A 20,839-nucleotide genomic window follows, 5' to 3' on the forward strand; every position below is an offset into this window, starting at 1 on the left:
GCTGAAAACCACGACTGAAACGAGAGGGATGCAAGCCCGTTTCTCATAGGCAGCCGGATATGTAAATCCCCTTGTTTTTGTCCCGTATTGTAATAAGCGGGGCAAGAACAAGGGGATTTACTTTAAGGCGGTTTCCGATACAGGATTTTCAGCTTCCGGTTTCTCTCCCGGTACGGCGGTATTTACTATCCGTTTTTATGCGGAACGGTAACAAAGGAGATGTGCGCATTTACTGCAACCACTCGTTCAGCAGCTTTATAACTTCCGCTTTCTCCTTTTCGGGCAGCGTACCGATACGTGCCAGGTGGCTGCCACCGGGTTGGATAAATACACGGGTGTTCTTTTTTCCTTTGAGCCATGTAACTCCTGCTGCCGTCCAGGGGTCGTTTTCTCCGTAGATGAATATCATTTTGGGGGCGTTCTTTTTCAGGAATTTCGTAATTTTCTTGCTTAATGTCTTGTCGAAGGGCATGTCTTTCAGCTCTTCGGGAAGCATCAGGCGGTGCAGGTAACCTTTGGCGGACTTGATAGAGAGGTATTTCTTGAAAGGGTGGATGTCGTATCCGTAGTAACCCAGTTCGCGTGCCGCCTGTACGAAGAAAGAGACGTTGGAACTGTCTGCTGTGAAATAGGACGGGTCGCTGATAGCCAGCAGATGTGCCATAAGCGCCTCGTCGGTAGCCGTAACCGGCGGGATGTTGTCTACCGGAGTACCCCATTGCCAGAGTGCAAACGAGTATTCCAGTACCGAATAGTCGTATATCTCGTCGATAGGGGCATGGAACTTATATCCTTGTTCGGTACAATATTTCTCGAAGCGCGGTAGCAGGGATGTTTTCCGTTTCAGCACTTCCAACTGAAAGTCCGTAATCTTTCGGCGGTCTTTGCCGGTAGATACTTTCCTGAGGAACGGTTCGTGACGCCCGTCCTCCACCGCATAGCAGAGAGGGGCTACGTAAGGAACGGATACATCGACATCGTCCGGATAAAACGTACGGTACAGCAGGGCGGTCTGTCCGCCTTTGCTGATGCCGGTGGCAATCCACTTGCCGGGATAGATGTCCTTGAATGCCGTTGTTACTGCATGCAGGTCGCCGGCAGAGTTTTCGGCGGTGAGGTATTGCCAGTCCTTGGGTTCGGGGGTGGATTCGAGGAAATAACGGTGTTCCACGAATATCATATTGGCATCGAGCAGCTTGGACAGCTCTTCGCGATACTTGGGATTGAGCGCATAGGCGGCTCCGTATCCTTCGGTAACGATAACCGTGGGGCGGTCGAAGCCTACGTGCGAAACAATGACCCGCTGGCAGAAGTTGCCTTTTCCGGGTTGGCGGTGGTCGAGCGGCTGGGTGAAACGGGTTACATACTTTTCGGAAAACTCGGTGGACTCCAACGGTTTTACTTCCGTTATAGCGGAAATCTTACTCAGTTTTTGCTGCAAAGCGGTCTGTGCGGACAGAGATGCCGGTAGCAGCAATGCAAACAGCAGGAGTGCTGTACAATGGGTACGTAGGCTTTTCATAATGCGTTTGTTTAGAATCGGGCACAAAGATAGCCCATTTTCTTCCTCCGCCAACTATCGGCAGGACAAAAAACAGCCCTGCCCTGCCGGGTGTGCACCCCTTCCTCAAAAGCTCAGCCCCACTACCAGGTATGCACCTTCCGAACACGGGTTCCACGTTGCCTTGGCAAACAGCGGCAGGGAGAACGACCGGGTAATGCGGATGTCTTTTGAGGCTCCTAAGCTGATGTCGCATACGGCAAATCCGCTGGCGCCGTAGAAATCCGTTTCCCACGGGGTAGCGCCTGCCTCGGCTGTCCACTCCAGCCCGCCCAGCCGGAAGGGAGCGGCTATGGAGATATAAGATGAATAAGCCCTGCGGCCATTCTCCCTGACACCGTCGGCTCCGGCAAAATTCGTGTACCAGTTTACTGCTACTACGCCGAAGTCATAACCCGCCTGGACTTCGTACAGGTGGGCGGTATTGCGGGCGCCGTAGTGGAAATAGCCTGCTCCGGTATTGAACCAGTAGTCGGTGACCGATATACTGAATCCGCCGGCAGAGTACCCCAAAGCCAAGTCGAACTCTTTGGCATCGTAGCCGTCGGCATCCGTCTTTCCGATACCTGCCGAGCCCCATGCTTCCAGGTAAAAGCCTTTATAGGCAACCGATACGCCGGGTTGCAGGCTTACACCGCCCAAATCCTGGCCGCGCCACACGTAGCCGCTTACGATGTCTACACCTACCGATGCCTCTACTTTGTCCTGCGCCTTGATTGTGAAAGGCATTGCTGCCGATAATAATGTTATTGCCGCTATTCCTGACTTTATGTTTATCGTTTTCATATATTCTTACCCTTGGGGCTGTTCCTTATGTATACTTGTCCGGATTTTTATCCGGTGCAAAGATACACGATTTCATTTCCGGTTAAAAATATATGGTACTATATTCGTAAAGGCGATGACATGCCGACCGTCGTTTCCGTGTGAGAAACGGCAGTGACGGCGGGCTTGCCTGCATCTTACCGCTTTTTTGAAACAAGAAAACCGCTTCGTCATTTGCATGATGAAACGGTTGGTTCCTGTCACTTTTATATACTGCCGCTTAGGGCTTCTGCCGTAATATTTCCTGCAATTTCACGGGTTCGTTGGTGGTGATGAAGTCTATACCCCGGCTTATCAGCCATTTCATGTCTTTGGTGTCGTTTACAGTCCAGGCATTTACTTTCATGCCTAAGTCGTGGCATTCTTCAATCCATTCGGGATGTTTCCTGAATACGCTGAAATGATAGTCGGGTCCGGCGCAGCCCCATTCTTTCAGTTCTTTGGGCGAGAGGTCGCCTTCCAGGTAATATACCGGCGTCCCTTGGGGAGCGAGGCGGATAAACTCTTTGGTGGCATGGCGTGAGAAGGTGATGTATTCCATTCGCTCCTCCAGCCCCATGCCTTTCACCATTTTTACGATACCTTCTACGGCACGTGTCTCCTGCTCGGGCGTTTTGTGCGCTTTCAGTTCCAGGATAAGGCGTGTTTTCAGCCCTTTGGCTTTTTCCAGGTATTGTTGCAGGGTGGGGAGCCGCTCGCCGTTATCCAGTACGACGGCGGTACATTGCCGGGCGGTGGATTTCTGCATGTTCACTCCTTTGAAGATAGCGTCGTGGTTTACTACCAACCGGTTGTCGGCGGTGAGCCATACATCGAACTCGGAGCCGTAGCAGTCTATGGAGTCGGCTTTCACCAGCGAGGCGACGGAATTCTGTGCCGAGCCGCCGGTTTTCCAGAAACCGCGGTGGGCAATGACTTGGGTGGACTGTGCCTGCATATAGCCGCAAACGGCGAGTAGCATGGCGGAAGCGATGATAAGGCTTTTTGATTTCATTGGTTTTGGAGTTGGTTATTCTTTTCAAAGATAGCATAAGCGTTGCAAATATGAAATAGGAGGCGTATTAAAATACTGTTGCATTTATGGTACTACAGCTTTTTTTAATACCGGATTGCCATGTTACGGTGAATGATGAATAGTTGTTAATAATAAAATCCGTGTCCGAACCATATTCCGCCGGCTACGTTGTCTTACCTGCAAGTAGCTTGCGGTAGCGTGTTCCTGCACATGGTACGGTACGGGGCATGCGGCTGCAACCGTAACTCGAATATTTAACCCTAAAAACAGAAACTTGATTATGGAAAGATGTTCTCATTTCTGGATTGGCCTGGGAGTAGGCACAGTCCTCGGAGCAGTAGCTTATCGTTTTTCGTCCTCGGCAAAAGCCGGACGGTTGAAAGAACGGGTAGACCGCGCTTTGCACAAAGTAGGCGGAGAAGCGGAAGAGATGCTGGATGCGGCGAAGGAGAAAGCCCTGAAAGCCGGAACTAAGGTGGCGGATAAGGTGGCGGAAAAAGCGGACGATATGAGGAACAAGGCGCATACGCTTGCCGGCGACGCCAAGTAGCGGGTGCTTTTTCCCGATGTCACGAAAACGGTGCAGCTCCATAACGGGCGGTGGTGCATCCCGTACGGTTACGGGGGGATGTGCCACCAGCTCTGCGGCTGCACTTGTGTTTTGTATACTATCTGCATGTAGCGGATGTGAAGTTATGATTCGATAGGGAATTCCCTCTGTTTTCTTCCGATTTCGCGTTGTATTCCGTCCGTTTGCTTTGGAATTATAAACTATTCCTTTTGTTTCTAAAAGAATGCTTTCCTTGTCTTTTTGATAAAGATACATCTTTTCTCTATTCTTTTGATAAATAAATAGGGAAAAGATTAACTTTATGTTCTCGAGAATATATATCTTTGCAACGCAAAATCAAATATGGATACCTTATGTATGGAATAGCAGGTTATATAGCTCCCGAAGATATTTTCCTTTCTGCAATATCCGTTCTAATCCACTACCTTATCATCGAAAGTAATGCTCCTCCTGCAATGGCTTGCCCGCCGCATGACTGCATGCGGAAGTACGGATACAGTCCGGCCGCACACCCTTGCCGGGAGGGTAAGCAGGCAAAAGCAAGCCCTTTGCAGCCGGGTTTCCTTATAAAGCATTTTAAATTGTAAATCGTCAAATAGTAAATAGAGTAAATGGAACAACTGAAGCATGAATGTGGCGTTGCCATGATACGCCTGCTGAAGCCGCTGGAGTATTACGAAGAAAAGTACGGTACATGGATGTACGGGCTGAACAAGCTCTATCTTCTCATGGAGAAACAGCACAACCGGGGTCAGGAAGGAGCCGGGTTGGCTTGTGTAAAGTTAGAGGCCAATCCCGGCGAGGAATATATGTTCCGCGAGCGGGCACTCGGTTCGGGCGCCATTACCGAGATATTCGGTACGGTGCAGGGCAACTTTAAAGACTTGACGAAGGAGCAACTGCACGATGCCGGTTACGCAAAGCGTGTATTGCCCTTTGCGGGTGAGGTGTATATGGGGCATCTGCGTTACTCCACTACCGGTAAGTCGGGCATCTCGTACGTGCATCCGTTTCTCCGGAGGAATAACTGGCGCGCCAAGAACCTCGCCCTCTGCGGCAACTTCAATATGACGAACGTAGACGAAATATTCGCACGCATTACCGCTATCGGCCAGCATCCGCGCAAGTATGCCGATACTTACATCATGCTGGAGCAGGTAGGGCATCGGCTGGACCGCGAAGTGGAGCGTCTTTTCAATCTTGCCGAGGCGGAAGGGCTGACGGGCATGGACATTACGCACTATATCGAAGACCATATAGACCTTGCCAATGTGCTGCGCACGTCGAGCAGGGATTGGGACGGGGGATACGTGATGTGCGGGCTTACCGGCAGCGGCGAGACATTCGCCGTCCGCGACCCGTGGGGCATCCGCCCGGCATTCTGGTACCAGGACGATGAGATAGCGGTGCTTGCCAGCGAACGTCCCGTGATACAGACGGCGCTCAACGTACCGGTGGAGAGCATTAAAGAGCTCCAGCCGGGGCAGGCCGTACTTATCAATAAGTCGGGCAAGCTCCGTACGGTGCAAATCAACAAGCCGCGCGGGGTGAAGCCCTGCTCTTTCGAGCGTATCTACTTCAGCCGCGGCAGCGATACGGATATCTATAAGGAGCGTAAACTGTTGGGCGAGAAGTTAGTGCCCAATATCCTGAAAGCCATAGATTACGATGTGGACAATACGGTCTTTTCCTTCATTCCCAATACCGCGGAGGTAGCTTTCTACGGAATGTTGCAGGGGTTGGACGACTATCTCAATGAAGAAAAGGTGCAGCAGATTGCCGTTTTGGGGCATAATCCCAGCCATGAAGAGCTGGAACGTATCCTGTCCCGCCGTATACGGAGCGAAAAGGTAGCTGTAAAGGATATCAAGCTGCGTACCTTCATTGCCGAGGGCAACAGCCGCAATGACCTTGCCGCCCATGTGTACGACATCACCTATGGCAGCCTTGTGCCCGGTACGGACAACCTGGTTATCATCGACGACAGTATCGTACGCGGCACTACGCTGAAACAGAGCATCATCGGTATCCTCGACCGCCTGGGTCCCCGGAAGATAGTGATTGTAAGTTCGTCGCCGCAAGTACGCTATCCCGATTATTACGGCATCGACATGGCGAAAATGAGCGAGTTCATCGCTTTCAAGGCGGCTATCGAGTTGCTGAAAGAACGCGAGATGCGCGATGTCATTGCCTCCGCTTACCGTAAGTCCAAGGCACAGGCGGGGTTGCCGAAGGAACAAATGGTGAACTATGTGAAGGAAATCTACGCTCCCTTTACCGACGAGGAGATTTCCGCCAAAATGGTGGAACTCCTGACGCCGAAGGGTACGAGGGCGAAAGTGCAGATTGTGTACCAGCCTCTCGAGGGATTGCGCGAAGCCTGCCCCAAGCACCGGGGCGACTGGTACTTCAGCGGCGATTATCCCACGCCGGGCGGCGTGAAGCTGCTCAATACGGCTTTTATCGATTATATAGAACAAGTATATCAATTCTGAATATGAGAAATGTAACTTTACTCCTCGACGACGGGAGCCGCTTTCACGGCAAGTCGTTCGGTTATGATAAGCCGGTGGCAGGAGAGGTGGTCTTTAACACAGCCATGTCGGGCTATCCCGAAAGCTTGACCGACCCTTCGTATGCCGGGCAGTTGATGACGCTCACTTATCCGCTGGCAGGTAATTACGGCGTGCCGCCTTTCACTATGGAGCCGGACGGGTTGGCTACATTCATGGAGAGTGGACGCATCCATGCCGAAGCCGTTATCGTAAGCGATTATTCCGCGAATTACAGCCATTGGAATGCCGTGGAGAGCCTCGAAGACTGGCTGAAGCGTGAGCAAGTGCCGGGCATTACGGGTATCGATACCCGCGAACTGACGAAAGTACTGCGCGAGCATGGGGTAATGTTGGGTAAAATCCTCTTCGACGACGAGCCGGACAACGTACCCGAAGCTGCCTATGCCGGTGTGAACTATGTGGATAGGGTGAGTTGCAAGGAGGTAATCCGCTATAATGCGGGGGCAGGCAAGAAGGTGGTGCTTGTGGACTGCGGTGTCAAGACAAATATTATCCGCTGCCTCCTGAAACGTGGTGTGGAGGTTATCCGTGTGCCCTGGGATTACGACTTCAACGGACTGGAGTTCGATGGGCTGTTCATTTCCAACGGTCCCGGCGACCCCGATACCTGCGATGCCGCCGTACAGAATATCCGCAAGGCGATGAAGAACGAAAAGCTGCCTATCTTCGGTATCTGTATGGGTAACCAGTTGCTTTCCAAAGCCGGAGGAGCCAGGATATACAAGCTGAAGTACGGACATCGCAGCCATAACCAGCCTGTGCGCATGGTGGGTACGGAACGGTGTTTCATCACTTCGCAGAATCATGGCTATGCAGTGGATAACGATACGTTGGGGGAAGATTGGGAACCACTTTTCATCAATATGAACGACGGTTCCAACGAAGGTATCCGCCATAAGCGTAATCCTTGGTTCTCTGCACAGTTTCATCCCGAAGCTGCCAGCGGGCCGACGGATACGGAGTTCCTGTTCGACGAGTTTGTGAAATTATTAAGGTAAAACATGTTTGTCGGTGATAGCTGTTTTCTGATAATACTATCACCATATCTTTAAAAACGGATATATAATGAAAGAAAACAATATAAAGAAAGTCTTGCTGCTCGGTTCCGGCGCACTGAAAATCGGTGAGGCGGGAGAGTTCGACTACTCCGGTTCGCAGGCACTCAAAGCATTGAAGGAAGAAGGTATCCATACCGTCCTTATCAACCCGAATATCGCTACGGTGCAGACTTCGGAAGGCGTTGCCGACCGGATTTACTTTCTGCCCGTTACCCCTTATTTCGTAGAGAAGGTTATCGAGAAAGAGCGTCCCGACGGTGTCATGCTCGCTTTCGGCGGGCAGACGGCGCTGAACTGTGGTGTGGCGCTCTATAAGGAGGGAGTTTTTGAGAAATACGGAGTAAAAGTGCTCGGTACTCCCGTGCAGGCTATCATCGATACGGAAGACCGTGAGATATTCGTGCGGAAGCTGAACGAAATCGATGTAAAGACTATCCGGAGCGAGGCGGTGGAGAATGCTGCGGATGCCCGTCGTGCCGCCGCGGAGTTGGGTTATCCGGTCATTGTACGCGCCGCCTATGCGCTCGGCGGACTGGGTTCCGGTTTCTGCGACAACGAGGAGGAGTTGAATGTGCTGGTAGAAAAGGCTTTCTCTTTCTCCCCACAAGTACTGGTGGAGAAGTCGTTGCGCGGTTGGAAGGAAGTGGAGTATGAGGTTGTCCGCGACCGTTTTGACAACTGTATCACGGTATGCAATATGGAGAACTTCGACCCGCTGGGCATCCATACGGGAGAGTCTATCGTGATTGCCCCTTCGCAGACATTGAGCAATACGGATTATCATAAACTGCGCGAACTGGCTATCCGAATCATCCGCCACATCGGTATCGTGGGAGAGTGCAACGTGCAGTATGCCTACGACCCGGAAAGCGAGGATTACCGGGTAATCGAGGTGAATGCCCGCTTAAGCCGTTCGTCCGCACTCGCCTCTAAAGCAACGGGTTATCCGCTGGCATTCGTTGCTGCAAAGCTGGGGTTGGGCTACGGGCTTTTCGACTTGAAGAACTCCGTTACCAAGACTACCAGTGCGTTCTTCGAACCGGCACTGGACTATGTGGTCTGTAAGATTCCCCGCTGGGATTTGGGTAAGTTCCACGGGGTAGACAAGGAATTGGGGTCGAGCATGAAATCCGTGGGCGAGGTCATGGCTATCGGGCGCACCTTTGAAGAGGCTATCCAGAAGGGGTTGCGCATGATAGGGCAGGGTATGCACGGTTTCGTGGAGAACAAAGAGCTCGTTATCCCCGACATCGATAAGGCGCTGCGCGAGCCTACCGATAAGCGCATCTTTGTTATTTCCAAGGCTTTCCGAGCCGGATATACCGTAGACCAGGTACACAGGTTGACGAAGATAGACCGTTGGTTCTTGGAAAAGCTGATGAACATAATGAATACCAGCAGGGAGTTGCATGAGTATTCGGAGCGAAACGGGGAAACTGCTTCCTTGAAAACGCAAGGGGCAGACATTCTTCGCTCCGTTCAGAATGATAAAACAGCGCAAGAACTGTTGCGCAGAGCCAAGATACAGGGTTTCTCCGATTTGCAAATAGCCCGCGCTCTCGGTTTGGAACGTTATATGGATAGCGAGGACGGTATCCTTGCCGTACGTGCGTTGCGTAAGAGCATGGGTATTCTGCCCGTAGTGAAGCAAATAGACACGCTTGCCGCCGAATATCCCGCCCAGACCAACTATCTGTACCTGACGTACAGCGGCATTGCCAACGATGTGCATTACCTGGGCGACCGCAAATCTATCGTTGTCCTCGGTTCGGGGGCTTACCGCATCGGTTCTTCGGTGGAGTTCGACTGGTGCGGCGTACAGGCTCTGAATGCTATCCGCAGGGAAGGATACCGCAGCGTTATGATTAACTACAACCCGGAAACCGTGTCTACGGATTACGATATGTGCGACCGTCTGTATTTCGACGAGCTTACCTTCGAGCGTGTCATGGATATTCTCGAACTGGAAAATCCGCACGGGGTAATCGTTTCTACCGGCGGCCAGATACCGAACAACCTCGCCCTGCGCCTCGACGCGCAGAATGTGCCTATTCTCGGAACAAGCGCCAAGAGTATCGATAATGCCGAGGACCGCGACAAATTCTCCGCCATGCTGGACCGTATCGGGGTAGACCAGCCCGAATGGCGTGCGCTTACTTCACTGGAAGATATCGATGCTTTTGTGGATAAGGTGGGCTTTCCGGTATTGGTACGTCCCAGCTACGTGCTTTCGGGGGCGGCAATGAATGTCTGCTCTAACCGGGAGGAGCTGGAACGCTTCTTGCAACTGGCAGCGAATGTATCGAAAAAGCATCCGGTGGTGGTGAGCCAGTTCATAGAGCATGCCAAGGAGGTGGAAATGGATGCCGTGGCACAGAACGGCGAAATCATCGTGTATGCTATCAGCGAGCATATCGAGTTTGCCGGTGTGCATTCCGGCGATGCCACTATCCAGTTCCCGCCGCAGAAGCTCTATGTGGAGACGGTACGCCGTATCAAGCGTATCAGCCGTGAGATTGCCCGCGAACTGAATATCTCCGGTCCGTTCAATATCCAGTATCTGGCGAAGGACAACGACATCAAGGTGATTGAATGTAACCTGCGCGCCAGCCGTTCGTTCCCGTTCGTGAGCAAGGTGCTTAAAATCAATTTCATCGAACTGGCTACGAAGGTGATGCTCGGTATTCCCGTACGGAAGCCGGACAAGAATCTTTTCGACCTCGATTATGTGGGAATCAAGGCTTCCCAGTTCTCCTTTAACCGCTTGCAGAAGGCAGACCCCGTGCTGGGGGTGGATATGGCGTCTACGGGTGAGGTGGGGTGCATAGGTAGCGATACGTCCTGTGCTATTCTCAAGGCGATGCTTTCCGTGGGTTACCGCATTCCGCAGAAGAATGTGCTGCTGTCTACCGGTACGCCGAAACAGAAGGTGGATATGCTTTCGGCCGCCCGCATGCTCCGGAAGAAAGGATACCGGATTTTTGCGACGGGCGGTTCGAGCAAGTTCCTTACGGAGAACGGGGTGGAGAATACCCGCGTGTACTGGCCGAGCGAGTGCGGCATGCAGCCGCAGGCTTTGGATATGTTGCATAGGAAAGAGATAGATATGGTGGTAAATATTCCGAAGAATCTTACCGCAGGCGAGCTGGATAATGGTTACAAGATACGCCGTGCCGCTATCGACCTCAATATCCCGCTGATTACGAATGCCCGGCTGGCAAGCGCCTTTATCAATGCGTTCTGTACGATGACGCCGGACGATTTGGCTATCAAGTCCTGGGAGGAATATAAATAGGGAACCTGCCGTAAAGACGGAAACGGAAGTCTCGGAATAAATAGGATTGGGCAATCCTTGTATTCCGGTACTTCCGTTTTTTTGTACCGTCCGGGGATAGGACAGAGGTTTCCGGAGATGTGCTTCAGGTTCTCTGGTATTCGGCAGGGGTCATTCCCGTTATCCGCTTGAAGAATTTAGAGAAGAAGGAAGGATTGGGGAAGTTCAGCTCATCCGATATCTGGAACACTAACAGGTCGCTGTGTTTCAGCAGTACTTTCGCTTCGAGGATAACGGACTGGTTAATCCATTGCATCACCGTTTGCCCGCTTGTTTCACGGATAACCGTGCTCAGGTAATGGGGTGTCAGGCACAGTTTGCCGGCATAGAAGTCTACGGAGCGTTCGTACTTGCTGTACCGGTTTACCAGGGCTATGAAGCGGCGGAAGGTTTCTTCCCGGCGCGATGCGTAGGGGCGGGAGGTACATGTCTGCTCGTAGGTGTATTTGAGGTGGTAAAGCAGGGAAACGATGAGGTGCTGTATTGTTTCGCGGCGATAGGGCGAACTGTGGAGCACGTTCCACAGCAGGGAGAAGAACATGCCGGTTTGTTCCCATTCCTGCTCGTCGGGCGACAGGAGGATGCCGTTCCTTGTGTAGGCTTCCGAAAGGATAGAACCGGGCAGGGCGGGCAGGAAGTTGCAGGTGGGCACTATAATCTGGAAATCGTAGTCGGGACTTATCTCTATCAGCTCTATCAGTGAATTGTCGGGAGCGATGATGATTTTGCGGGCGGATACTTCATACTCGATAAGGTTGACGGAGATTCGTCCCGTACCTTGCAGGATGCGTATGATACGTCCTTCTTTGGCACGGTAGGGCTGTCCGGTAGTGAACAGCCTGCTGCCCATTTGCCTGAAGCTGACAACCATGCCTAAATCGTCGTTTATAAAGCGGTATTCGTGGTTGACAATATCCAGCTTGTTGCGGATGTCATCGAATGCAACGCTTATGGGTTTGTTCTTTTCCATATTTATAAGATAGTAGGTAATTCTGTGGCAAAGATAATAAAGTATCCCTATTATTTATCTTTTCCTGCACAAAGTCGTACTATCGGGACATCTTTGCGAATAAATGGATTGTAAACATACCGGGGCATGTCTCTATCTTTGCACTGTGCAAAATAAATAAGAAAACAGATATGGATATGAAACAAGCAATTCTCTCTTTAGTCTTTCTTCTTGCCGCTACGTTGGCACATGCCCAGCTTACACTGGATGAGTGCCAGCGGGAGGCACAGGCTAACTATCCGCTGGTGCGACAGTACGGGCTGATAGAAAAGGCGCGCGAGTACGACCTTTCCAATGCCGGCAAGGGTTACCTGCCCCAACTTTCGCTGTCGGGCAAGGCCACGTATCAGAGTGATATAACGGAGTTGCCCATTGAAATACCGGGGCTCGACATAAAGACCGCCCCCAAAGACCAGTACCAGGTGATGCTCGAATTGCAGCAGACCATTTGGGACGGCGGGGATATACGCAACCGGAAACGGCTGGCGTGTGCCGCTTCGGATGTGGATATGGAAAAACAGCAGGTCGATATGTATGCGTTGAACGAACGTGTGAACCAGCTTTTTTTCGGCATCTTGCTGCTGGACGAGCAGTTGGAGCAGAACCGGCTTTTGCAGGAAGACTTGGAAAGGACGTATAAGCAGGTATCGGACTATATTGCCAACGGCATAGCCAGCCAGAGCGATTTGGATGCCGTAAGCGTGGAGCGGCTGAATACCGGCCAACGCCGTATCGAGCTGGAAACGACGCGCCGGGCATACGTACATATGCTTGCCGCTTTCATAGGAAAGGAAATCTCCGGGGAAACCGTTTTTGTGAAACCTGTTCCGGAAGATGCCGGCGGCATGGGGATAGAGATGAATAACCGTCCGGAACTTCGTTGGTTCGATGCCCAGGGCGAACAGCTCCGGGTACAGGAGGCGGCTTTGAATGCAAGGCTGATGCCGCGTTTCGGGCTTTTCGTACAGGGGGCTTACGGCAATTCGGGGTTGAATATGCTGAAAGATGAATTCGACGCATACTATGTGGCAGGGGTGCGTATGTCCTGGAACTTCGGCAGCCTGTACACTTTGAAGAACGACCGCCGCCGGATAGACAATAGTCGCCGGCAGATAGAAACGGGTAGGGATGTGTTTCTTTTCAATACCCGCCTGCAAGCTACGCAGCAGGATGCCGCCGTCGTGTCCATGCGCAGACAAATGGCGGATGATGATGAAATAATCCGCTTGCGTGGAAATATTCGCCGTGCTGCCGAAGCCAAAGTGGAGAACGGCACGCTGACCGTTACCGATATGCTTCGCGAGATAACGAACGAGAACCTGGCACGCCAGGCAAAAGCATTGCACGAGGTACAGTTGCTGATGAATATCTGGCAATTGAAGTATACGTTGAACAGGTAGAGGGTTGTTTGCCGGTTCGCTGCTTCACCGCGGATTATACGATAGGTTACCTACTTTCCCCGGTTAACCTTTATTATTCAAAAAGGCAATATTGCAACCCTATTTTTTATGATGTGCATACTAAAGGAGTTACATGAGTTTTGATTTTGAAATAATGGCGGGTCGTGCGGTTTTGCACAGTCCACGGTGAGAAAAAAAACATGGAATAATAATAAAACTATATGATATGAAACCATTTAAATTATTTCCGATTCTGTTTATGCTTGCTGCTTGCAGCAGCGGTATTCCCGAATATGACGCTACGGGAACTTTCGAAGCTACCGATGTGATAGTCTCTGCCGAGGCCTCCGGGAAAATACTCAGTCTCGAGGTGGAGGAAGGTACGGTGTTGAAGGCCGGACAAGAAGTCGGTATCATCGATACGGTGCAGCTTTACCTGAAGAAGCTCCAGTTGGAGGCAAGTGTAAAGTCTGTAGAGGGGCAACGTCCCGATATATTGAAACAGGTGGCTGCTACCAAGGAACAAATCGTCCAGGCGCAGCGTGAGCGTAACCGGGTGGCTAATCTGCTTCGTGTGGGGGCAGCCAACCAAAAACAACTGGATGATGCCGAATCGTTGCTCGAGGTACTCCGCAAACAACTTGCGGCACAGAACTCCACTTTGCAGAACAGTGACCGGAGCTTGACGTGGCAAAGTTCGTCGGTAGGCATCCAGGTGGCTCAGATTGAAGACCAGTTGAGAAAATGCCATATCGTTTCTCCTCTCACAGGGACCGTTCTTGCCGAGTATGCGGAAGCTGGGGAACTGGCAGCACCGGGTACTCCGCTGTTCAAGGTGGCCGATATGGAACAGATTTACCTGCGTGCTTATATCACTTCCGAGCAGTTGTCGGAAGTGAAGCTGGGGCAGAAAGTGACTGTCTATTCGGATTACGGCAAGGATGTGCGCAAGGAATATCCCGGTATCGTTACCTGGATTTCGGACAGTTCCGAGTTCACTCCGAAAACTATCCTTACCAAGGATGAACGTGCCAATTTGGTATATGCCGTTAAGGTGGCGGTGAAGAACGACGGCATGCTGAAAATAGGGATGTACGGAGGGGTAAACTTCGGTGATTGACAACAGGCGTTTCGTACTTAATAATATGATAACCGATGAAGTATGCAGTAACTGTAAATAATGTCTTTAAACGTTATGGCCGGGTGGAAGCCCTGCGGGGCGTTTCGTTGTCCGTAGAGCCGGGGGAGCTTTTCGGTATCATAGGACCCGACGGAGCGGGAAAGACATCGTTGTTCCGTATTCTCACCACTCTACTGCTTGCCGACGGGGGTACGGCTACGGTCTGCGGTTTGGATACGGTGAAGGACTATAAAGCTATCCGCCGGCGGGTAGGGTATATGCCCGGGCGTTTTTCTCTTTATCAAGACCTGACGGTGGAGGAGAACCTGAGTTTCTTCGCTACGGTTTTCCATACCACCATTGAGGAGAATTACGATTTGGTGCGCGACATTTACCGGCAGATAGAGCCTTTCCGTAAACGCCGTGCCGGAGCATTGTCCGGTGGTATGAAGCAGAAGCTCGCCCTTAGCTGTGCGCTTATCCATAAGCCGGATGTGCTTTTCCTGGACGAGCCGACCACGGGGGTAGACCCGGTTTCACGCAAGGAGTTCTGGGAGATGCTGCGCCGCCTTAAGGAGCAGGGTATCACTATCATCGCTTCCACCCCGATTATCGACGAGGCACGCCAATGCGACCGTATCGCCTTTATCAACGAAGGGCAGATACAGGGTGTCGATACGCCCGACCGTATACTGAAACGGTTTGCGGATATACTTTGTCCTGCGGGGTTACAGCACGGAAGGACGGACAACTGCGAAGATTATGTAATCGAGGTGGACGGACTGACTAAATGTTTCGGTAATTTTACGGCTGTAGACCATATTTCTTTCAAGGTGCGCCAGGGCGAGATATTCGGTTTCTTGGGCGCCAACGGAGCCGGTAAGACCACTGCCATGCGTATGCTTACCGGGTTGAGCCGCCCCACCGGAGGCAAAGCCCGGGTAGCCGGTTTCGATATTGCCGCCCAGGCGGAGGATGTAAAGAGGAACATCGGCTATATGAGTCAGAAGTTCTCTTTATACGAAGACCTTAAGGTGTGGGAGAACATTCGCCTTTTTGCCGGTATCTACGGAATACCCGAAGCCGAAATCGCTCCGAAAACCGATGAATTGCTTTTGCGCCTGGGACTGGAAAAAGAGCGCGATACACAGGTTAAGAGCCTGCCGTTGGGGTGGAAACAGAAGCTTGCCTTCTCCGTTTCCATATTTCATCATCCTAAGATTGTTTTTCTGGACGAACCTACGGGTGGCGTAGACCCTGCCACCCGCCGCCAGTTCTGGAAACTGATTTACCAGGCTGCCGACCGGGGAATTACCGTTTTCGTCACCACTCATTTTATGGATGAGGCGGAGTATTGCGACCGTATCTCTATCATGGTGGACGGTGTAATCCGTGCACTCGATACGCCCGAGAGGCTGAAACGGCAGTTCGGAGCCGCTACTATGGACGATGTTTTCCAAAAGTTGGCGCGGCAGGCTGTGAGAACGGCGGACTGATACAGATAGTAAGAATCAAAACAGATTGATATAACCATGAAACAATTCATAGCTTTTGTCCGGAAAGAGTTCTTTCATATCTTCCGCGACCGGCGTACGATGCTGATTTTGCTGGGTATGCCTGTTGTGCAGATTATTCTTTTCGGCTTTGCCATTACTACGGAGGTGAAGAATGTGCGGGTTGCCATTCTCGACCCGTCCAATGATGTCGTTACCCGGCGCATCATAGACCGCGTGGATGCCAGCGAGTACTTTATCGTTACTTGCCGCCTGCATTCTCCCGGGGAAGTGGAACATTCTTTCAGGAGAGGCGATATCGATATGGCTATCGTGTTCGGCGAACGTTTCTCGGACAACCTGTATACCGGTGAGGCCGGAGTACAGATTATTTCCGATGCTACCGACCCTAATATGGCTACCATGCAGGCAGGGTATGCAACGAATATCATCTCTATGGCCGGGCAGGAGATGCTTCCGCCCGGAGTACATGCATCGGCAATCGTGCCTCAGGTCAAGCTGCTTTATAATCCGCAGATGAAAAGCGCCTATAATTTCGTGCCCGGCGTCATGGGGCTTATCCTGATGCTGATTTGTGCAATGATGACTTCTATTTCCATTGTACGCGAAAAGGAGACGGGGACTATGGAGGTGCTGTTGGTTTCTCCGGTGAGGCCGTTGCTCATTATCCTTGCCAAGGCGGTTCCGTACTTCGTTTTGTCTTTTGTCAACCTGATTACGATTTTATTGCTTTCGGTCTATGTGCTTCATGTGCCGGTGGCAGGCAGCTTGTTCTGGCTGGTGACCGTATCGCTGCTTTTTATCTTCGTGTCATTGGCTTTGGGTCTGCTTATCTCCACCGTTACCCATACGCAGGTTGCCGCGATGCTGGTATCGGGATTGATGCTGATGATGCCCACAATGTTGCTTTCGGGCATGATATTCCCGATTGAAAGCATGCCTGCCGTCCTGCAAGGTGTTTCTACCGTTATCCCCGCGCGCTGGTATATCCAGGCTGTGCGTAAGCTGATGATAGAAGGGGTGGATGTCTCTTTTGTCCTGGCTGAAATCGGCATACTGGCTGTAATGGCTGTGTCGTTGATAACGGTCAGCTTCAAGAAATTCAAGAATCGGTTGGAGTAAAGCGGTTTCAGCCGTGATAGTAAATTGCCGATAATCAATCATCGAATAGCAAATAGCCTTATGATTAAGTATTTGATAGAAAAAGAATTCAAGCAGCTTTTCCGCAACTCGTTCTTGCCCAAGCTGATTTTCATATTTCCGTGTATGATTATGATACTGATGCCCTGGGCAGCCAATCTGGAGATAAAGAATATCAACCTGAATATCGTGGATAACGACCATAGCGCCGTGTCCCGGCGTCTGGTGGATAAGATAGGGGCTTCCACTTATTTTCGCACGACGGCGCTCCCCGCTACTTACGATGAGGCGTTGCTTGCTGTTGAGGCCGGTACGGCGGATGTGATTTTGGAGATTCCCCGTGATTTCGAGAAAGACTGGATAAACGGCAAGGCTCCCCGCCTGCTCGTTGCCGCCAATGCGGTGAACGGCACGAAGGGAAGCCTGGGCGGGTCTTACCTGTCTTCTATCATCAGCGACTATACCCGTGAGCTGAGGGCGGAATCGCCTTTGAAGATGTCGGTTGGCAAACCGCTTCCCCGTGTGGGTATTTCTACCCGGAATCTTTATAATCCTACTCTGGACTATAAGCTGTTTATAATTCCTGCGCTTATGGTTACGTTGCTGACTATGATTTGCGGCTTTCTCCCCGCCCTCAATGTGGTAGGGGAAAAAGAGGCGGGCACTATCGAACAAATCAATGTGACGCCGGTCAACAAATTCACGTTTATTGCCGCCAAGCTGATACCTTACTGGTTAATCGGGTTTGTCGTACTTACCATTTGTTTTGTCCTTGCCTGGTTGCTTTATGGCGTTTTGCCTACCGGACATTTTCTTACTATCTACGGTTTTGCACTGATATTCCTGCCGGTAGTTTCCGGCTTCGGTCTGGTTATATCCAACCACTCGGCAACGTTGCAACAGGCGATGTTCGTTATGTGGTTTTTCATGCTTGTCCTTATTTTAATGAGCGGCCTGTTTACCCCTATCCATAGTATGCCCGAATGGGCACAATGGATTACCCGTATTAACCCGTTGAGGTATTTTGTGGAGGTGATGCGTACTATTTATCTTCGCGGTGGCGGTTTCGCCGAACTGCTGCCTCAATTGGGTGTCTTGCTTGCGTTGGCAGTAGTTGCCAATGCCTGGGCGGTAAAAAGTTACAGAAAAAGCAATTGAATACACGCCGGTTGGGGAGTAAAATGATGCAGTAATGGTAGACGGTAAAACGCGATAAGGTGATAAAGCGATAGGGCAGTAAGGCGGTAAGTCGATATTCCCTTATCATTTTGCAGCTTTATTACATTTTTTTATATCTTTGTGCCCGGAATAAACAAACATCTGATACCTGAAATGAACACGCAAAACTCTTATCTTGCATCGAAGCCGCATTATGAAATACTCGACGGGCTTCGTGGCGTAGCTTCCGTAATGGTCGTTGCCTTCCATTTGCTGGAAGCGCACTCCGGCGGTAGTCACCTGGAACAAATTATCAATCACGGTTATTTGGCGGTAGATTTCTTCTTTATGCTTTCTGGCTTTGTCATCGGCTATGCTTATGACGACCGCTGGAACCGGATGACTGTCGGTACTTTCTTCAAACGCCGTATCATACGCTTGCATCCTATGGTTATAATAGGGAGCATCATAGGAGCAATATTCTTTTATTTCCAGGAATCTCCCTGTTTTCCGTCCATTCAGGATACATCGGTGGGCACTATGCTGTTGGTGATGCTGTTGGGATGTACCTTGCTCCCGCTTCCCTTGAAATGGGATATCCGCGGCTGGACGGAGATGCATCCGCTGAATGGGCCGGCATGGTCGCTTTATTACGAATACATAGGCAATATCCTTTATGCACTGTTTATTCGCAGGTTCAGCAAGACAGCCTTGTCCATTTTGGTTTTAATAGCCGGATGCTTTACGGTGCATCATTGCCTTACTGCACCTACGGGAGATATTGTAGGCGGTTGGGCATTGAACTGGGAACAACAATATGTAGGCCTTGTCCGGTTGATGTATCCTTTCTTCGGAGGTTTGCTGCTCTCCCGTTTGGGGTGGCTCATTCGTATCGAGAAACGTGCGTTCTGGTGGTGCAGCCTGATGATTGCGGTTGTTTTAGCCTTTCCCCGCTTGGGCGGTGAGCAACATTTCTGGATGAACGGGTTGTATGAGGCTTGCTGTATCCTTTTCATCTTTCCGGTGATTGTCTCTATGGGAGCGGGTGGCAAAGTCTCCGGTAAACGCTCTGTTGCCATATGTAAATTCTTGGGAGATATCTCATATCCGGTATATATAACGCACTATCCGTTGGTATATACATATACGGCTTGGGTGTGCAATAATGATGTAACTATGGCAGAAGGCATTCCTTATATGATACTGGCCTTTATCAGTGCTTTTGTACTTGCCTATGCTTGTTTGAAACTTTATGACGAACCTGTACGCAGGTGGCTGACAGACCGTTTCCTGAAGGGAAAAAAGAATACGGTAACCAAACGCTGATTGGCTGATACGAAAGATACCCCGATGCAAAGTACTGCACCGGGGCATCTCCTTGATTACCGATTACTTTATTTTACGTCGATTACTTTTTTGGCTTTCTCTTTTTCCTGTGCGGTGAACTTCGGCAAATCGATGTTCAGCACACCGTTTTCCACTTGAGCGGAAATCTTTTCTTTGTCTACATCGTCCGGAAGAATCATTGTCTGTTGGAACTTGGAGTATGAGAACTCGCGACGCAGATAACGTCCTTCTTTCCTTTCATCTTTGCTGTTCCCTTCCTTGCTTTCCGTTTTCTTTTCCATGCTGATGACCAGGTTGTTTTCTTCATCGATATGAACGTTGAAGTCTTCTTTCGTCATTCCGGGAGCGGCCAGCTCTACTTTATATTCTTTTTCTGTTTCAAACACGTTGATAGCAGGAGCGGTAGCATTTGCTTTCACCATCCAATCGTTATCAAAGAAATCGTTAAAGATACTTGGTAACCAATTCTGAGTTCTTCTTACAGGCATCATAATTATAGTCTCCTATCTTTTAAAGTTATACATTCGGTTTGTTCCGAACTTCGGTTCTTACCACTCCGGTTGTCCGTCTTTCGACTTCCACCCTTCGTTTTCCGAACCGTCGTTCACTTACTATCTTGCAAACCGTATGCCAACTGCTTTTGGCTAACTTTATTGACTAATTGTCATTGAATAGCTGACTATTTTACCTGTATGATGCCAATATTGCTATCTTTTTATTTAATTTTGATTGATTTTCATACTAATTTAAAACGCATTCGCCAGCGCTTGGTTTCTTCGTCCCAGTCGTGGCTGATAATCTTGAAAGTTCCTATCTCGGAAGTATTGGCTACATGCATACCGATGCAAAGACATTCGTCATAATCGCCTACTTTTACTACGCGCACGGTTTCCGAAGCATCTTCCGGCAGCCGCTCCAAGTCGAACCTTCCTTTAGCTTCTTCTTGGGTGATATACTCGGTAGTAACAGGCAGATGCCGTGCTATTACCTCATTTACCGTTACCTCCAGGTGCTTTATCTGTTCCTCTGTGGGACAAGCCTCCAGCCGATAATCCAATTTGCTTTTTTTACGTTCTATATGAGCGGAAGTGGAGCGTCCGCAACCGAATAATCTAATCATTGTTTGATTGATGATGTGTTCGGTGGTGTGCATAGGAGGATACTCCTGTTTGTTGTGTTCGTTGAGTTGAATTTGTCGTTCCATAAGAATT

The 20,839-nt window shown here is 50.4% G+C and carries 17 protein-coding genes; 11 read left to right on the forward strand and 6 right to left on the reverse strand.

Going from position 1 to position 20,839, the window contains the following annotated elements; all coding sequences use genetic code 11:
* Window positions 1-229: 229 nt before the first annotated feature.
* From C233_RS0105405 to C233_RS0105415, 3 genes are all read right to left on the reverse strand, one after another.
* Window positions 230-1,522 carry a S28 family serine protease gene (locus C233_RS0105405; protein WP_018666512.1) on the reverse strand — a complete coding sequence of 431 codons (1,293 nt, stop codon included), beginning with the start codon at window positions 1,520-1,522 and terminating at the stop codon, window positions 230-232.
* 105 nt (window positions 1,523-1,627) lie between these two features.
* Window positions 1,628-2,347, reverse strand: a complete 720-nt coding sequence (locus tag C233_RS0105410) for a hypothetical protein (RefSeq protein ID WP_025068651.1) — start codon at window positions 2,345-2,347, stop codon at window positions 1,628-1,630.
* Between the two features lie 259 nt (window positions 2,348-2,606).
* Window positions 2,607-3,380, reverse strand: a complete 774-nt coding sequence (locus C233_RS0105415; protein ID WP_018666516.1) for a glycerophosphodiester phosphodiesterase family protein — start codon at window positions 3,378-3,380, stop codon at window positions 2,607-2,609.
* A 301-nt stretch (window positions 3,381-3,681) separates the two neighbouring features.
* Between C233_RS0105415 and C233_RS0105420 the strand changes: the two genes are divergently transcribed.
* From C233_RS0105420 to carB, 5 genes are all read left to right on the forward strand, one after another.
* Window positions 3,682-3,951 carry a YtxH domain-containing protein gene (locus C233_RS0105420; RefSeq protein WP_018666518.1) on the forward strand — a complete coding sequence of 90 codons (270 nt, stop codon included), beginning with the start codon at window positions 3,682-3,684 and terminating at the stop codon, window positions 3,949-3,951.
* Between the two features lie 374 nt (window positions 3,952-4,325).
* The gene (locus C233_RS0105425) at window positions 4,326-4,559 is read left to right on the forward strand and encodes a hypothetical protein (protein ID WP_018666520.1); all 234 of its coding nucleotides are present in this window, start codon (window positions 4,326-4,328) and stop codon (window positions 4,557-4,559) included.
* Window positions 4,560-4,583: 24 nt separating this feature from the next.
* The gene (locus C233_RS0105430; protein ID WP_018666523.1) at window positions 4,584-6,467 is read left to right on the forward strand and encodes an amidophosphoribosyltransferase; all 1,884 of its coding nucleotides are present in this window, start codon (window positions 4,584-4,586) and stop codon (window positions 6,465-6,467) included.
* 2 nt (window positions 6,468-6,469) lie between these two features.
* Window positions 6,470-7,546, forward strand: a complete 1,077-nt coding sequence (gene carA, locus C233_RS0105435) for a glutamine-hydrolyzing carbamoyl-phosphate synthase small subunit (RefSeq protein WP_018666526.1) — start codon at window positions 6,470-6,472, stop codon at window positions 7,544-7,546.
* Between the two features lie 67 nt (window positions 7,547-7,613).
* Entirely contained in the window at window positions 7,614-10,901 is a 3,288-nt protein-coding gene (gene carB, locus C233_RS0105440; RefSeq protein ID WP_018666528.1) for a carbamoyl-phosphate synthase (glutamine-hydrolyzing) large subunit, read from the forward strand.
* Between the two features lie 124 nt (window positions 10,902-11,025).
* On the opposite strand, the gene C233_RS0105445 is transcribed toward carB, so the two are convergent.
* A complete protein-coding gene (locus C233_RS0105445) occupies window positions 11,026-11,910 on the reverse strand; it encodes a helix-turn-helix domain-containing protein (RefSeq protein ID WP_018666530.1) in 885 nt (294 codons plus the stop codon).
* Window positions 11,911-12,080: 170 nt separating this feature from the next.
* Between C233_RS0105445 and C233_RS0105450 the strand changes: the two genes are divergently transcribed.
* The 6 genes from C233_RS0105450 (at window position 12,081) to C233_RS0105475 (ending at window position 19,607) form a co-directional block, all read left to right on the forward strand.
* Entirely contained in the window at window positions 12,081-13,349 is a 1,269-nt protein-coding gene (locus C233_RS0105450) for a TolC family protein (RefSeq protein WP_018666532.1), read from the forward strand.
* 226 nt (window positions 13,350-13,575) lie between these two features.
* Window positions 13,576-14,469, forward strand: a complete 894-nt coding sequence (locus C233_RS0105455; protein WP_025068653.1) for an HlyD family secretion protein — start codon at window positions 13,576-13,578, stop codon at window positions 14,467-14,469.
* Between the two features lie 35 nt (window positions 14,470-14,504).
* Window positions 14,505-15,965: an ATP-binding cassette domain-containing protein gene (locus C233_RS0105460; RefSeq protein WP_018666535.1), complete on the forward strand. Its 1,461-nt coding sequence runs from the start codon at window positions 14,505-14,507 to the stop codon at window positions 15,963-15,965.
* A gap of 36 nt (window positions 15,966-16,001) precedes the next feature.
* A complete protein-coding gene (locus C233_RS0105465; protein WP_018666537.1) occupies window positions 16,002-17,105 on the forward strand; it encodes an ABC transporter permease in 1,104 nt (367 codons plus the stop codon).
* 60 nt (window positions 17,106-17,165) lie between these two features.
* Window positions 17,166-18,281, forward strand: a complete 1,116-nt coding sequence (locus tag C233_RS0105470; RefSeq protein WP_018666539.1) for an ABC transporter permease — start codon at window positions 17,166-17,168, stop codon at window positions 18,279-18,281.
* Between the two features lie 174 nt (window positions 18,282-18,455).
* Complete coding sequence (locus tag C233_RS0105475) at window positions 18,456-19,607, forward strand: acyltransferase family protein (RefSeq protein ID WP_018666541.1); 1,152 nt, start codon at window positions 18,456-18,458, stop codon at window positions 19,605-19,607.
* 68 nt (window positions 19,608-19,675) lie between these two features.
* Here the strand turns inward: C233_RS0105475 and C233_RS0105480 are convergent, their stop codons facing one another.
* Entirely contained in the window at window positions 19,676-20,119 is a 444-nt protein-coding gene (locus C233_RS0105480; protein WP_025068654.1) for an Hsp20/alpha crystallin family protein, read from the reverse strand.
* Window positions 20,120-20,364: 245 nt separating this feature from the next.
* Window positions 20,365-20,832, reverse strand: a complete 468-nt coding sequence (locus C233_RS0105485) for an alanyl-tRNA editing protein (RefSeq protein ID WP_018666546.1) — start codon at window positions 20,830-20,832, stop codon at window positions 20,365-20,367.
* Window positions 20,833-20,839 lie beyond the last annotated feature (7 nt).

This window comes from Bacteroides gallinarum DSM 18171 = JCM 13658 (assembly GCF_000374365.1).
Taxonomy (GTDB): domain Bacteria; phylum Bacteroidota; class Bacteroidia; order Bacteroidales; family Bacteroidaceae; genus Bacteroides; species Bacteroides gallinarum.